The 14,379-nt window shown below is 40.8% G+C and carries 13 protein-coding genes; all 13 read right to left on the reverse strand.

All coding sequences use genetic code 11. The features are described from left to right. Position 1 precedes the first annotated feature (1 nt). The 13 genes from IGJ44_RS10810 to IGJ44_RS10870 all read right to left on the reverse strand — a co-directional run bounded on the left by IGJ44_RS10810 (position 2) and on the right by IGJ44_RS10870 (position 14,171). Positions 2 to 802 (reverse strand): ABC transporter permease, encoded by an 801-nt coding sequence (locus IGJ44_RS10810; RefSeq protein WP_151195675.1) that lies wholly within the window; start codon positions 800 to 802, stop codon positions 2 to 4. 209 nt (positions 803 to 1,011) lie between these two features. Then, entirely contained in the window at positions 1,012 to 2,178 is a 1,167-nt protein-coding gene (locus IGJ44_RS10815; RefSeq protein ID WP_167827095.1) for a nucleotide sugar dehydrogenase, read from the reverse strand. 16 nt (positions 2,179 to 2,194) lie between these two features. After that, on the reverse strand, positions 2,195 to 3,046 hold the full coding sequence (gene rfbD, locus IGJ44_RS10820) for a dTDP-4-dehydrorhamnose reductase (RefSeq protein WP_270266961.1): 852 nt from the start codon (positions 3,044 to 3,046) through the stop codon (positions 2,195 to 2,197). 42 nt (positions 3,047 to 3,088) lie between these two features. Next, on the reverse strand, positions 3,089 to 4,117 hold the full coding sequence (gene rfbB / locus IGJ44_RS10825; RefSeq protein ID WP_060792923.1) for a dTDP-glucose 4,6-dehydratase: 1,029 nt from the start codon (positions 4,115 to 4,117) through the stop codon (positions 3,089 to 3,091). 12 nt (positions 4,118 to 4,129) lie between these two features. Further along, positions 4,130 to 4,702: a dTDP-4-dehydrorhamnose 3,5-epimerase gene (gene rfbC / locus IGJ44_RS10830; protein ID WP_010749348.1), complete on the reverse strand. Its 573-nt coding sequence runs from the start codon at positions 4,700 to 4,702 to the stop codon at positions 4,130 to 4,132. A 15-nt stretch (positions 4,703 to 4,717) separates the two neighbouring features. Then, positions 4,718 to 5,584 (reverse strand): glucose-1-phosphate thymidylyltransferase RfbA, encoded by an 867-nt coding sequence (rfbA, locus tag IGJ44_RS10835; RefSeq protein ID WP_060792921.1) that lies wholly within the window; start codon positions 5,582 to 5,584, stop codon positions 4,718 to 4,720. Between the two features lie 106 nt (positions 5,585 to 5,690). Further along, positions 5,691 to 6,395: a glycosyltransferase family 2 protein gene (locus tag IGJ44_RS10840; RefSeq protein WP_086295564.1), complete on the reverse strand. Its 705-nt coding sequence runs from the start codon at positions 6,393 to 6,395 to the stop codon at positions 5,691 to 5,693. Beyond that, on the reverse strand, positions 6,392 to 7,222 hold the full coding sequence (locus IGJ44_RS10845; protein WP_151195672.1) for a glycosyltransferase: 831 nt from the start codon (positions 7,220 to 7,222) through the stop codon (positions 6,392 to 6,394). Before IGJ44_RS10845 ends, IGJ44_RS10840 begins: the two co-directional genes overlap by 4 nt. Beyond that, a complete protein-coding gene (locus IGJ44_RS10850) occupies positions 7,222 to 8,010 on the reverse strand; it encodes a glycosyltransferase family 2 protein (protein ID WP_121260930.1) in 789 nt (262 codons plus the stop codon). Before IGJ44_RS10850 ends, IGJ44_RS10845 begins: the two co-directional genes overlap by 1 nt. A 269-nt stretch (positions 8,011 to 8,279) precedes the next feature. Beyond that, the gene (gene asnS, locus IGJ44_RS10855) at positions 8,280 to 9,578 is read right to left on the reverse strand and encodes an asparagine--tRNA ligase (RefSeq protein ID WP_005229504.1); all 1,299 of its coding nucleotides are present in this window, start codon (positions 9,576 to 9,578) and stop codon (positions 8,280 to 8,282) included. A 43-nt stretch (positions 9,579 to 9,621) separates the two neighbouring features. Next, a complete protein-coding gene (locus IGJ44_RS10860) occupies positions 9,622 to 10,815 on the reverse strand; it encodes a pyridoxal phosphate-dependent aminotransferase (protein ID WP_005229502.1) in 1,194 nt (397 codons plus the stop codon). A 50-nt stretch (positions 10,816 to 10,865) separates the two neighbouring features. Continuing rightward, positions 10,866 to 11,366 (reverse strand): DUF5590 domain-containing protein, encoded by a 501-nt coding sequence (locus IGJ44_RS10865; protein WP_010749344.1) that lies wholly within the window; start codon positions 11,364 to 11,366, stop codon positions 10,866 to 10,868. A 48-nt stretch (positions 11,367 to 11,414) separates the two neighbouring features. Further along, on the reverse strand, positions 11,415 to 14,171 hold the full coding sequence (locus IGJ44_RS10870; protein ID WP_167827098.1) for a helicase C-terminal domain-containing protein: 2,757 nt from the start codon (positions 14,169 to 14,171) through the stop codon (positions 11,415 to 11,417). Between the last annotated feature and the right edge of the window lie 208 nt (positions 14,172 to 14,379).

Below are 14,379 nucleotides of genomic sequence, written 5' to 3' on the forward strand. Positions count from 1 at the left end.
ATTAAATAATCTCCGCAAATTTTTTCGAATTTTTATTAAAAATCATGTAGCCGGCAACTAATACGATCCATGGCAAAACATATGGAATTGCGACGATCCAATTCGTATTTATTAATTGCCATACCGTAATATTACTTGTACTTGTTAAGATATGCCGCATATCTTGAATAATTTGAGCCATTGGATTCATCATCAAAAGTTTGGCAATGTTCACGTCCATATTCATTACAAGTGTCAATGGGTAAATTAACGGTGTAAGGTAAAAACCCGCTTGAAGGACAACCTCCCAGATCGGTCCAATGTCTCGAAACCTAACATAGATTGTTGCCAAAATAAAAGACACGCCCAATGAAAAGGCATAGAGTTCAATCAGAAGCAGCGGTGCTAAAAAAGCATAGATTGAAATATCCGCTCCATTGATCATCGCAAATAAAAGAACGATCACAAGGCTGATTACTAGATTGATTAAGGCGTTGATCGATACAGCAACAACAATGATATGTGTAGGAAAGCTTAGTTTTCTAAGCAGATCGCCTCGTGTGACGATTGATGACATACCTAAATTTGTCGTTTCGCTAAAAAAGCTCCATAGAACGGTTCCCAAAAGTAACGCCACTTCAAAGTGAGGAACATCTTGTCCAAATTTAAGAAAACGTACAAAGACCACATACATGACAGTAAACAGCATCAAGGGCTTTAAAACAGACCAAACATAGCCCATAATACTTCCTTGATATCTTAGTTTAAAATCGGTTTTTACTAATTCTTTCAATAAAATTCTATTTTTACGCTCGAACATCATTTTCTCCTTTAAGGTTCCACTAATCTTTTTTACGGTAAAACTTTTTAAAGCTATCCTTAAAAAGTATACTCGACATTCACCTCTTTCTCAACCTCTACCAGATCATTTCAAAAATTGAGAAAAAAAATTAATGTTTCATTGACAGATTAAACGAAAAAAAGAAAGCCGCATTCAACGAACGAAATTTGGCCTCCTGTTTCTCAAAGTTTTTAGTCTCTTTCAAACAAATCTCTTGTGTATACTTTGTCTTCTACGTCATGCAGTACATCTTCCATACGATTTGCTACAATAACATCAGAGATCTTTTTAAACGTCTCAAAGTCATCAATAACTTCAGAGTTATAGAAGGATTTCTCTTTTAAAGAAGGCTCGTATACTACTACGTTGATTCCATGGGCTTTGATCCGCTTCATAATTCCTTGAATGGAAGAATAGCGGAAATTATCAGAATGAGCTTTCATAGTCAATCGATAGATGCCCACAACTTTCGGTTGTCGATCAAGGATCTGCTCCGCGATGAAATCTTTGCGGGTCGTATTTGCTTCGACGATCGCTTGAATGATATTATTCGGAACCTTATCATAGTTAGCTAGGAGCTGCTTGGTATCTTTGGGCAGACAGTAGCCACCGTATCCAAAAGACGGATTGTTGTAGTGGGAGCCGATTCTAGGATCCAGCCCGACGCCTTCAATGATTTGTCGTGAATCAAGTCCCCTCACTTCCGCATAGGTATCTAATTCGTTGAAATATGCCACGCGCAGCGCCAGATACGTGTTAGAAAACAGTTTTATTGCTTCAGCTTCAGTCGGATTTGTTAAAAGCACGGGAATTTCATTTTCCCATGCATTTCGCTTGAACATCTCGGCGATCTCTTTCGCTCGCTCACTGCATTCTCCAACAACAATTCTCGAAGGATGCAAATTGTCGTATAAAGCTTTTCCCTCACGCAAAAATTCAGGTGAAAATAAAATGTTCTCTGTGTTAAAACGTGCTTTAAGCTCTAATGTATACCCTACAGGAACTGTTGATTTAATAATAAACACAGCATCTGGACGCAACTCCAGCGCTTTTTCAATCACCGATTCTACAGTCGACGTATCAAAATAGTTTTTATGCTCATCGTAATCTGTAGGCGTCGCAATAATTAATACATCCCCAAAGTCAACAGCTTCATCAAAAGCTTTGGTGAAATGAACGGACAAGTCTGTCCGCTCCAAAAATTGGTGAATTTCTTTGTCTTCAAGAGGTGAGATTTTCTTTTGCAATTGATCGATTTTTTCATCCACAATATCATAAGCTAGTACTTCTTCTTTTTGCGCCAATAACAAAGCGTTTGCTAATCCTACATAACCTAAACCAAAAACGGAAACTTTCATCATGATCCCTCTTTTTCTAGTTTTCTTCTTTCTCTAAAGATGCAGTCATATCAGCCAATGCTTCTTCCCAAGTAGGAATAACAAAACCGGTATTCTTTGCTTTTGTAAGATCCAACACCGAGTATTGTGGTCGTTTTGCTTTTTGCGGATATTCTGCTGAAGTGACAGGTGCAACCTCAACATCCGTTTCTTTCAGAATTTCTTTGGCAAATTCGTACCATGAACAGCTATTGTCATTTGATAGATGGTAGATCCCATAGTCTGCATTGTTTTCGATAATATAGACCATAAATTCAGCTAATGTTCGGGTCCATGTTGGACGGCCATATTGATCATCAACGACGGTTAAGCGCGGGTGCGTTTGCGCTAAACATTTCATTGTATATACAAAATTATGTCCATATTTACCAAAAACCCATGAAGTTCGGATAATGAAGTATTCATCTAAAAGATCTTTCACTGCTTGTTCACCCAACAATTTTGTACGACCGTATTCATTTTGAGGATTCGGCTTATCTGTTTCTTTGTAGACCCCCTCTTTTTTCGTTCCATCGAACACATAATCAGTACTGATGTAAACAAACTTTGCTCCTACCGCTTTCGCCGCTTTCGCCACGTTTTCCGTCCCGTTGACATTGATTTTCTCATCAAGTTCCTTGCCTTCATCTTCCGCCTTATCTACTGCTGTGTATGCAGCACAATGATAAATAACGGTCGGTTTTAATTCTTGAATAAACGCAAGAGTTGCTTTTTCGTCCGTAATATCCATTTCCTGGGCATCCGTTGAGACATATTTTAATCCTTTTTCATCTAATAGATGTCGCAGCTCCGTGCCCAGCTGCCCATTTCCGCCTGTCAGTAAAATCATATTTCTCATCCCTTCAAAAAAAGCAGGTTTCCCTGCTTTTATTTATTGTCCATTCGCAGCATAATTTTTCTCTACCGCTTCTTTTTCTGTCTTCCACCATTCTTCGTTGTTGCGATACCACTCAATCGTATCGGCTAAACCATCTCGGAAATTGGTGAATTCCGGTTGCCAGCCCAATTCTTCTTTCAATTTTGTCGAATCAATTGCATAGCGTAAATCATGACCTGGTCGATCATTTACGTGCTCATACGCGTCTTTGGGCTGATCCATTAGTTCTAAAATCAGTTCAATTACTGCTTTATTATCCTCTTCACCATCGGCACCGATGAGATACGTTTCACCCATTTGTCCCTTTGTTAAAATCGTCCACACAGCTGATGAATGATCATTTGTATGAATCCAGTCACGGACATTTTTCCCGTCACCGTACAATTTCGGCTTGATGCCGCTCAAAATATTGGTAATTTGTCGAGGAATAAATTTCTCAATGTGTTGATAAGGTCCATAATTATTAGAACAATTGGAGATCGTCGCTTGGAGACCGAATGAGCGCACCCAAGCTTTTACCAAAAGATCGGAACCAGCTTTTGTTGAAGAGTAAGGACTTGATGGGTTATACGGCGTTTTGTCCGTGAATTTTTCTCCCGCTCCTTCGCCATGTCCCGGAAGATCTTCTCTCAAAGGAAGATCGCCATATACTTCATCGGTTGAAACATGATGGTATCTTACATTATACTTTCGGCATGCTTCTATCAGCGTATACGTTCCAATAATGTTGGTTTGAACAAACGGAAAAGGATCTTTCAACGAGTTGTCATTATGAGATTCTGCAGCATAATGAACGACAGCGTCTGTATCCTGAACCAATCTATCTACCAGCTCCTGATCAGCAATGTCGCCGACAACTAATTCGAAGCGATTCTTTGGAAGACCATTAAGATTGTTCTTATTTCCCGCATAGGTCAGCTTATCTAAAACTGTTACAAAAACATCAGGATGATTATTGATCACATAATGAACAAAGTTAGAGCCGATAAATCCTGCTCCACCGGTTACAATAATTTTTTTCATCACTTTCACTCCTTATACTTCACCATAGACAAATGTATTTTCTATTTCAAATTCTTTCAGTGTTGGATGTTTTTTATCTTTTTCTGATAGAATCGCTTTTTTCACATCTATAGGCCAAGTAATTGCCAAATCGGGATCATCAAATGCAATGCCGCCATCAGCTTCAGCATTATAATAGTTGTCACACTTATACAAGAAGTTCACATTTGGGGTCAGTGTCATAAACCCGTGAGCATATCCGCGAGGTACCAATAACTGACGATGGTTGTGTTCGGTTAACAAGTACCCTTCCCACTCTCCATAGGTCGGGCTGCCTTTACGAATATCTACGATAACATCAAGTACCGCACCAGTCACCACACGAATCAATTTTGTCTGTGCTGCTTCACCTTTTTGAAAATGCAGGCCTCTTAACACACCTGCTTCAGCAGATAATGAGTGGTTATCTTGAACAAAATCAAAGTCAATTCCTTGTGCTGAAAATTTTTCTTTTGAATAGCTTTCAGTAAAAAAACCTCGATGATCGCCGTAAACGTCCATCTCTATTAATTTTACATCTGTCAATTTTGTTTCTATAACTTTCATCAAAGCGTCTCCTCTTTATTCAGCAGCTAGTCGTAATAAATATTGACCATACTGATTTTTTTTCAATGGCTCAGCTAAAGCAACCAACTGCTCTCTTGTGATATAGCCCATTCGGAATGATATTTCTTCCAAACACGCAACTTTCAAGTTTTGCCGTTTTTCAATCGTTTCAATAAAAGTAGATGCCTCAAGCAATGTTTCATGTGTTCCTGTATCAAGCCAAGCGAAACCTCTTCCCATGACTTCGACAGAAAGTTTATTTTTTTCTAGATAAACTTTATTGATATCGGTAATTTCTAATTCTCCACGCGCAGACGGTTTGATATTCTTGGCTATTTCGACTACTTCGTTATCATAGAAATACAGACCTGTTACAGCATAATTTGATTTCGGCTTCTCAGGTTTTTCTTCAATAGACAAGGCGTGCATATCGTCATCAAACTCCACTACACCAAATCGTTCAGGATCATTTACATGATAGCCAAAAACAGTTGCACCTGATTCTTTTGCAGCAGCTCGTTGAAGCATTTTCGATAGACCGCCGCCATAATAAATATTGTCTCCTAAGACTAAACAAACACTATCAGTGCCGATAAACTTTTCCCCAATAATGAATGCTTGAGCGAGGCCGTCAGGACTTGGCTGTACTGCATAGTCAATTTGCAGTCCTAAGTCTTTGCCATCGCCGAATAACTCTTGAAAGCGAGGAGTATCTTGAGGAGTGGAAATAATTAAAATTTCTTTGATCCCCGCCAACATCAATGTAGACATTGGGTAAAAAATCATTGGTTTGTCATAAATAGGCATCAATTGTTTAGAAGTTGCTTTTGTTAATGGATAAAGGCGTGTTCCTGAACCGCCTGCTAAAATAATCCCTTTCATTCATTACGCTCCTTAAATAATTTACTTGTATTTCTCACCACAGCATTATCTCATTTCTAGAAAGCTTTGTCATTCAATTCAAAGTTTTGAAATGAAAATGTAACTTTTATTTATCAAATACCTTTCTCATGAACAGGCTTCTTATTAAACCCCAGCGCCACACGAATTGCTGGCCAAATGAAGCGGATGTTTTGATTTCACTGGCATTTTTTTCATGTCTTCGATACAACGTTAACTGCTTATCAATAAGTTCGATACGGTTGCCTGCCATTGCACCGATCCACATATCATGCATTGGAATTGCTTGCGGAAACGGAAGAATAGCTGGCTTCAACTCTCTTCGAAAAGCCATGCCTGCTCCGATGTATTTATTTTTAAGCACATTTCGTAAAAATCCGACTTTTACATTCCGATAGGCAAAATAGGAGGGTTCAATCACTTCAAGCTGCTCATCGACAATTCTCAAATCAGAAATGACTACCTGTGTCTCTTTTTTTTCATCAAATTTTGCTTTTGTATCAGCAACTTTATCGGGAAGCCACACATCGTCTTGGTCGGCCAAAAAAATCAGATCGCCTGAAGCCTGCTTAATTGCGTGTTCAAAATTCTTGATAATGCCTTTTTGCGGTCCTTCCAAAAGTTTGATTCGGGGATCTGCGCGATAAGAATCGAGGATATTTCTTGTCTTGTCAGTAGAGAAGTCATCCGAAATAATCAGCTCATCATCAGGTGCAAGTTGAATTAGAATGCTGTCCAGCTGTTCTTGAAGATACTTTTCTCCGTTATAAGTGGCTACACATACTGATATCATAAATGATCCTTCCTAAATGACAAGTATTCTTTCCATGTTCTTCGGCTGAATCGGCACATTTTGGGTGAAAGTGCTTGTTTTATTGTTCGAAAAAAAAGCTGTTTTTCATGTTCCTTTTTCTTTTCTTTATCGAAATCCCTATAGAATTTCGATTCACTGGTAAGAATCTGCTCATATCTTTCCCTAGTCATCGTTTTATAATGCATGACTGAAAGATCATGATTCAGCTTTTGGTTTGCGATCAAAAACCGAAAGCCTTCTTGATGTAAGCGAAGAAAAAGCCAATGATCTAAAAAATCCAGCGGAAAAGCATCATTGAATCCGCCGATTTTTTTTATAGCCGCGAGAGTGACTGCGGTGCCGGAATTGATTGCCATAATCCGCTGTTTTTGCTCACCGATAGCAGGATATGCCAGATTTCGATTGATGTAACGATCAGCTAAGACCGGTGATACCTGAGTTGTGCCACTGTAAATCAGCGGCACAACAGCACCTATTTCAGTTCCGATCGTCTCAGTCATAAGAAAGTTTAGGTAGGCTTTTGTCAGCTCCGTATCTTGATCCAAGAGAAGCAGCAAATCAAAATCGCCGCTAGACGCAGACTTAAACCCTTTATTGTATGCTTTGGAGAGGCCGGGATTGGCTGGATCATGGAAATAGCTCACTAATGGATGCTGAAAAAAAGGCTCATCATGACTATGTGGACTGTTATCATAAACCAGCAATTGGATTTGCTGGTTCTTCACCGCTTTTTCCAAAAGCGGTGAAGCCGACGCTTCTTGCCAGCTTCTTTCATACATTACGATCGTCACAAATAAACGGTTCATCAAAACAGCCTCCAACCCCATTTATTAAAAAATTTCATCATCGAATGCATAAACACCAAAAAGAGTTTTGCACTTCTATGAGCTCCTTTGCCGTATAAGTGCACGACTTTTTCAAAGGGCGTATACAAAATGCGGTACCCCGCTTTTTCATATCTCAAACACAAATCATTGTCTTCAAAATACATAAAGAACTGTTCGTCAAAGCCGCCGATTTCTTTAAAGCGAGCGATTTCTACCAGCATAAAACAACCAGAGCCCATTCGGATATAACTGGTTTGATCTTGTGGAAGGTCACGGCACTCATAAGCAGACAGTCTTTTTTTAAATACTTTTTTTACCCAATGAAACGGAATAAATCGCAAGAAATAATCGAATACAGCTAATCGTTTTCTTACTAAATACTGAATAGAGCCATCTTCGTTCAAAACCTGAGGAACTACGACAGCTGCTTCATTCTCTTGAATTCTTTTTAATAATCCTTCAATTGATTCTTTCGTGACAAGAATATCAGGATTGCAAATAAATCCGTATTCTTGCGTTGCATTCATTAATAATTGATTGTGTCCATGACCAAATCCAAGATTTTCATTGGCTGAGATGACAGTGACAAATGGATAATCTTTCATTTTAGCAATGTATTCTGCTTTCGAATTATTATCAAATATTTTCACTTCAAAGCGTGGATCCTCTCCTATCTCTTTCTCCAGATGATCCAATGTTTTGAATATATCACGACTATTATGTGTCACAATACTGATGATTATTTTATTCGTTTTTCTATTATCCATAGTGTATTGTCCTTAATGTTATAAAATGAGAGATACTAGTCAATTTGTTATTATATCACATCCCCGCGCGTAAAAAAAGCACACTCGAGCAAGCAAAGCGATTTCTTCTATTCAGTCCCAGCCGCCCTTTGGATTGCTGCTTGCTTCTTTTCTGAAGTAATCCCTCATCGTCAAGAGCAGATAAAAAACACCAGCCCCGCTAGAGACTTTCTAGCAAGGGATGGTGTGATGAGTGAATCATTTACGCTTTCGCACAAAATTTGTTTAAATTACGGATAAATCCGATTCAACAACCGTGGAAATGGAATGGATTCTCTTACGTGCTCGATTCCTGATAACCAGGTAACGGTCCGTTCTAATCCAAGACCAAAGCCGGTGTGAGGAACTGAGCCGTACTTGCGTAGATCTAAATACCATGAATATTCATTTTCGTCCAAGCCGTGGGCGCGGATTTGTTCTAGCAGGTATTCATGATCGATGGCACGTTCAGAACCGCCTATGATCTCGCCATAGCCTTCTGGTGCGATCATATCGGCACAGATCACGACATCTTCTCTCGTTGGATGTGGCTTCATATAGAAAGGTTTGATGGCTTTTGGATAGTTTAAGATAAAGACGGGCTGATCGAATGAATTGGCAATAAAGGTCTCATGTGGTGAGCCAAAGTCATCGCCCCATTGAATATCATCAAAGCCGTTCTTTTGTAATAATGCCACTGCATCATCGTAAGAGATTCGTGGGAATGGTAATTTGGTGTATTTTTTCAAGACTTCACGGTCACGGCCTAAGACGTCTAATGCATAGTCACAGTTATCGAGCACATTTTGCACTAAGAATGCCACGTACTGCTCTTGGACTTCCAAGCTTTCTTCTTGGTGCATAAAGGCCATTTCTGGTTCAATCATCCAAAATTCAATCAAGTGACGACGTGTCTTTGATTTTTCGGCACGGAAAGTTGGTCCAAAAGAAAAGACTTTGCCAAACGCCATAGCGGCAGCTTCCATGTACAATTGACCAGACTGAGACAAATATGCTTTTTGATCGAAATAGTTGGTTTCGAATAAATCAGTCGTTCCTTCTGGTGCTGATCCGGTTAGGATCGGTGGATCGATTTTGATGAAGCCATTCTTGTTGAAAAATTCATACGTTGCCCGAATGATTTCGTTTCGGATTTGCATGATGGCGTGTTGTTTTGAGGAACGCAACCATAAATGACGATGGTCCATCAAGAAATCTGTTCCGTGTTCTTTTGGTGTGATTGGGTAATCATGGCTTTCCCCAACAACCTCTAAACCAGAGATACCAATTTCATAGCCGAATTTTGAGCGGCTGTCTTCTCTGATTTCCCCAGTGACCAGTACGGCAGTTTCCTGATTTAGATTTTTCGCTAATTGGAAAACTTCTTCCCCTACTTCACTTTTTACAACGATTCCTTGAAAATACGCTGTTCCGTCACGAAGTTGTAAAAAGGCGATCTTGCCGCTAGAACGTTTGTTAGCAACCCATGCTCCGATTTGAACGGTTTCGCCAACGTGTTTTTTTGCATCTAAAATTTGAATAGATTCCACTTGATTCTCTCCTATCTAATTAATAAAGGCACCATAGAGCATTTTAAGCTTTTTGGCGTTTCTTTTCAACAAAATCATGGATTCGTTTGGTAGCTTCCGCTAACGTGTCCCAATCAGTTGCATAGCTGATGCGTAAATAATCTGGTGTACCAAAACCAGCACCAGTCACTACTGCCACGTGGGCTTCCATCAGCAAGGCCTCCACGAAGGCATCAATGGTTTGATAGCCGCACATCGTCATGGCTTCTTTGACATTTGGGAACAAGTAAAACGCGCCTTGGGGTTTCGTCACCTGAAAACCAGGAATAGCGGCAATTAGCGGATATAGTTTGTTCAAGCGCTCTTCGAAGGCCTGACGCATCACTTCGATCGATTCTTGATTCCCAGTCAGTGCCTCAACTGCTGCGTATTGGCTAGCAGCCGGCGGGTTGCTAGTAGCTTGGGAAGCGATATCGATCATCGCTTTGATGATTTTTGCATCGCCGACAGCAAATCCGATCCGCCAGCCAGTCATAGAGTAGGTTTTAGAAACGCCATTGATCACGATGGTTTGTTTGCGTATCTCTTCTGATAAGCTTGCGATCGATGTAAAGGTATTGCCGTTATAAACCAAACGACCATAGATATCATCGGCAATGATCCAAATATTATTTTCCACTGCCCAGTTGCCGATTGCCGTTAACGCTTCTTTTGAGTAAATCGCCCCTGTAGGGTTGGCAGGCGAGTTTAAAATGATGGCTTTCGTTTTCTCTGTACGAGCAGCTTCTAATTGAGCCACAGAAACTTTAAAATCGGCTTCTTGCTTGGCTTCAACAAACACAGGTGTCCCTTGCGCTAAACGGACTTGTTCCGCATAGCTGACCCAATAAGGCACTGGAATGAGTACTTCATCCTCTTCATCAAGGAGCGCTTGAAACAGCGTATAAAGGGCAAACTTCGCGCCATCTGTCACGATCACTTGGTTTGAATCATAGTCAGCACCATAAAACTCTTTCATATAAGCAAGAATCGCCTGTTTTAACTCAGGAATCCCCGCAGTTGCTGTGTAAAAACTAGCCTTGCCGCTCTCAATCGCTGCGATCGCTGCTTGGCGAATGTTTTTCGGGGTAATAAAGTCGGGTTCACCGACAGTTAGACTTAATACGTCTACACCTTGGTCCGCTAACGCTTTTGCCTTAGCAGATGCCGCTAACGTTGCGGAGGGTTCCAATTTTTCTGCTCTTTTTGAAAGTACCATGTTTATCATCCTTTCTACGATCCAAAATTTATTCTATCATAAGCGTCTTCCTATAGTTCAGTGATCGCTTTGATTTCTTCGCCATCTTTGAAACCAATCAAATAATAGTTCAAACGACCATCGCCATCTTTCGTCATGACTTCCCAAGTTGGCTCGCCTTCAAAAATACCCAATGCGGCCTTTTGGATTTCCTGACCTTGATGATTGTCGCGAACAAATGCCTTAGCTTGTGCTTCCGTCAGCCCATCCGCTTGATTAAAAACAGAAACCTTCTCACCGCTTTTTGGGATGATCACAACGATCTCATTGTTATTCGTATCCTTTCCAACAATGCTAAAGGAGGTTTCCTCACGGGTAAACCAATAAAATTGTTCGACCTCTGCTAAATCGGTGTATCTTTCTGCTATTTCGATTGCTTCGTTTCTTGCTTGTCGCATTGGACGAGAAGAACGGAGATAGAAAATAGAAGCGAAGAGAATAACGACCAGTAAGACTGTGATCGCACTCAGCAAAATAACCACACGCCGATGTTCTTTGTCTTTTGTTTTCACACTTCGTACTCCAATCTTAAATAAAATCCATTATATCAGATGTTCAACTCATTTTTCAAAATCGGCTGCTGCTTTTTCCTCTTGCGCAAAAAAATGTTGGATGTCTTCGGCGATCTCGGTTGGACTTGCTTCAATCAGAGGTAAGTTTTTGGGTAAGCCTTTGACCATTCGTTTGCCATACTTTGTCGATAGCAAGCGTCGATCAAGGACGACCATCACGCCGGTATCCTCCTCGGAACGGATCAAGCGCCCCAATGCTTGGCGCAGCCGTAAAATCGCTTTAGGTAAGGCATCTTCTTTAAAAGAATCAATGCCTTCTGCTTCCAAAAAGGCGTGCCGTGCTTGGACCATGGGTTGTTTAGGGTTCTCAAAAGGCAATCGGGTCACCACAGCGATCTTCAGTGCCTGTCCTGGTAAATCGACCCCTTCCCAAAAACTGCTAGTCCCTAATAAGATACCATTTTCCGCTAATAAAAATTTCTTTAAGATTTTCTCACGGGTTCCGCCAGTCCCTTGAGCAACGATTTCTCTGCCATAATGCAGGGCTTTTTTATTCAATCGATCATAGACATTTTTCAAAGTTTCGTGCGCCGTAAACAACACAAGCGCTGGTTGCGGATTGTCAAACAAAATCGGGACTAACGCTTCGACTAAATAATCCGCGTATTCGGCAGCTGATGCTTGTTGGATCGAGAGACCTTTTTTGATTACATACAGTCGCGTTTGCTTGCTGTAATCATAAAAGGCAGGAATCGTTTTGACTGGCACATCCGTCAAGCCGATCTGATGGGCAAAAAATTCTTTGTTGCCTGGGATCTTCAATGTCCCCCCTAAATAAATGATGTGCTGATAGCGTTGGTACCATGTGCTCTCCACGATCGAATGTCCTTCTAGATCAGCTAACTCAATCACAGCATTTCCTGACTGGGGATGCTTTTTCAGCCAATGAACGTAACGAGGATGCCACCAAGTCAACCACGCGGTCACTGTTTGTTCCTGTGCGTCCATTTGACTAAAGAAATCAAATAAACGGGCAATCACGATCCGTTGTCTTGCATACCACCGATCATTGGTCAACTCGAATCGCTGACGCAGCTGCTGTTGAATCTCATTGATTTCCTGATAATAGAGGCTCAATTTTTGATGTAGCTTGTCCTGCTCTAATGACCCATCATAGAGGTCATGATGCTGAACGACTTGTAATTCTGGGGCATCGATCGATAAGGTGCGAAAATACTGTTCTTGTGTTTCGACCAAAACCGACAATGCATTTCGATACAACGAGAACATCCGTTGCAAAAAATCGTCCTCGGTAATGATCTGGGCAATTTCTTCAAATAGTCCTTCTTCATTCAGCTGTAAAAACTGCCGCTTGAAATGAGCAGAGTCAAAGACATGTTGACTAAAGCCTTCTGCTTGCTGCGGCAACTGTTGGGCTTCATCGATCAACAAATAATCACTCGTTGGCAACAGTGGCTGCGCCCGTCGGTTTTCCTGCATTAAAAAGGCATGATTGACGATCAAAACATTGCTTTGCGCCATCCGCCGATATAAATGTCGAACAAAATCTTGTTCATAGAAGGGTTGATCTTTGGCTAAAAAGTCGACCCCGCGATGGCGAATGTCGGTAAATAAAGGATGATCAAGACGAACTAAATTCAATTCATCAAAGTCACCTGTTTCTGTTTTGGTCAGCCAGACTAAGATCCCCATCTGATATTGGGCGTATTGCTTTTGTTCTACCGGTTGATCCAGCGTCGCTTTAAAGCGCTGCAAATCAATGTAATGACGATGGCTTTTGACCAAGACCGCTTGCAAAGGCTGCTGCAGTACTTGGTTCACCAATGGAATGTCTTTGCTAATGATCTGATTTTGTAAAAGAATCGATGAGGTGCTAACGATCAATGGATTTTCTGGCGTCGCTAAATAAGCGGCTGGAAACAAGTAACCGATGGTTTTTCCCATCCCCGTTTCTGCTTCAATAATCAAATTTTTCTCTGGTTGGGTGTAATGCGTATACACCGCATTCATCAAACGTGCTTGTTGTTTCCGATAGATCAAGTGCTCGCCAAAGCGCTGTTCTTTTTCCGTTTTTACTTTCGGATACGTTTCTTGAAAATGCGTGGCTTCAAAAAGCGGAACAGTTTTTTTTCGCAGGACGACGCCGTCGATCACTTCGAAATCTTCCGCCAACTCTGGTCCTTTTTCTTTCAAAATTCCGTGAATATACTCACTCGTTTGCATCCCCATCTGACCGCTTAAAAGCGCAATCTGTTTAAGAGTCGTCCGTGGTAGCTGTCGCATAATTGCTTCAATGTATAAAAATAAAGCTGCGGTCACTTCTGCATCACTATCGGCTTGATGCGGGTTGTCATGACGAAAGCCGATGCTGTCTGCCAGATCACCTAAGCGAAAGCTGCTTTCTGTCGGCAAAAACACTTGCGCCAATTCCACCGTATCGATCCCTGGAATCGATAAAGGCGGCAGACCGCAACGAACAAATTCATTGCTTAAAAAATGATAGTCAAAATAAATGTTATGCGCCACAAAAATCGTATTGCTGAGTAAGTTGTAGATTGTGTCAGCTATGTCTTCGAAATAAGGCGCTTTGCTTACTTGCTGGTTTGTGATGTGTGTCAATCGTTGAATTTGCTTAGAAATTCTGCGGTCAGGGTTGATATCTGCGGCAAAACGATTAATGATCTTGCCATCTTGGACTAAGACGCAGCCAAATTGAATAATTCGATCAATCGTCGAATCGGTTCCTGTTGTTTCAAGATCCACCACAGCGTATATGGGTTTCATTGTATTCCTCCTTGCACACTGTCTGCATTATACTACAAAATCAATGGCGATTACATCTGTTTTCCCATCGGATACGAGGGTTCGCAGGAAGAAGAACCTTACTATCTAGTATCCGTATTTATCAGCCAAAGGAATTTGTCACTCGTCGCTGATCGCTTTTTTCGACAAAAAAAGAGATCTTTTTTATAATTTACTATAAGGAGGCGAA

The organism is Enterococcus sp. DIV1368d, assembly GCF_050542975.1.
GTDB classification, from domain to species: domain Bacteria; phylum Bacillota; class Bacilli; order Lactobacillales; family Enterococcaceae; genus Enterococcus_D; species Enterococcus_D casseliflavus.

Bases quoted from the DNA above. Each gene is read 5' to 3' on its own strand.
- IGJ44_RS10870 (WP_167827098.1), bottom strand. From the start codon at position 14,171: ATGAAACCCATATACGCTGTGGTGGATCTTGAAACAACAGGAACCGAT.
- rfbA (WP_060792921.1), bottom strand. From the start codon at position 5,584: ATGAAAGGGATTATTTTAGCAGGCGGTTCAGGAACACGCCTTTATCCA.
- IGJ44_RS10840 (WP_086295564.1), bottom strand. From the start codon at position 6,395: ATGATATCAGTATGTGTAGCCACTTATAACGGAGAAAAGTATCTTCAA.
- IGJ44_RS10810 (WP_151195675.1), bottom strand. From the start codon at position 802: ATGATGTTCGAGCGTAAAAATAGAATTTTATTGAAAGAATTAGTAAAA.
- rfbB (WP_060792923.1), bottom strand. From the start codon at position 4,117: ATGAAAAAAATTATTGTAACCGGTGGAGCAGGATTTATCGGCTCTAAC.
- IGJ44_RS10850 (WP_121260930.1), bottom strand. From the start codon at position 8,010: ATGGATAATAGAAAAACGAATAAAATAATCATCAGTATTGTGACACAT.
- IGJ44_RS10860 (WP_005229502.1), bottom strand. From the start codon at position 10,815: ATGGTACTTTCAAAAAGAGCAGAAAAATTGGAACCCTCCGCAACGTTA.
- IGJ44_RS10815 (WP_167827095.1), bottom strand. From the start codon at position 2,178: ATGAAAGTTTCCGTTTTTGGTTTAGGTTATGTAGGATTAGCAAACGCT.
- IGJ44_RS10845 (WP_151195672.1), bottom strand. From the start codon at position 7,222: ATGAACCGTTTATTTGTGACGATCGTAATGTATGAAAGAAGCTGGCAA.
- rfbD (WP_270266961.1), bottom strand. From the start codon at position 3,046: ATGATTTTACTGACAGGCGGAAATGGGCAGCTGGGCACGGAGCTGCGA.
- rfbC (WP_010749348.1), bottom strand. From the start codon at position 4,702: ATGAAAGTTATAGAAACAAAATTGACAGATGTAAAATTAATAGAGATG.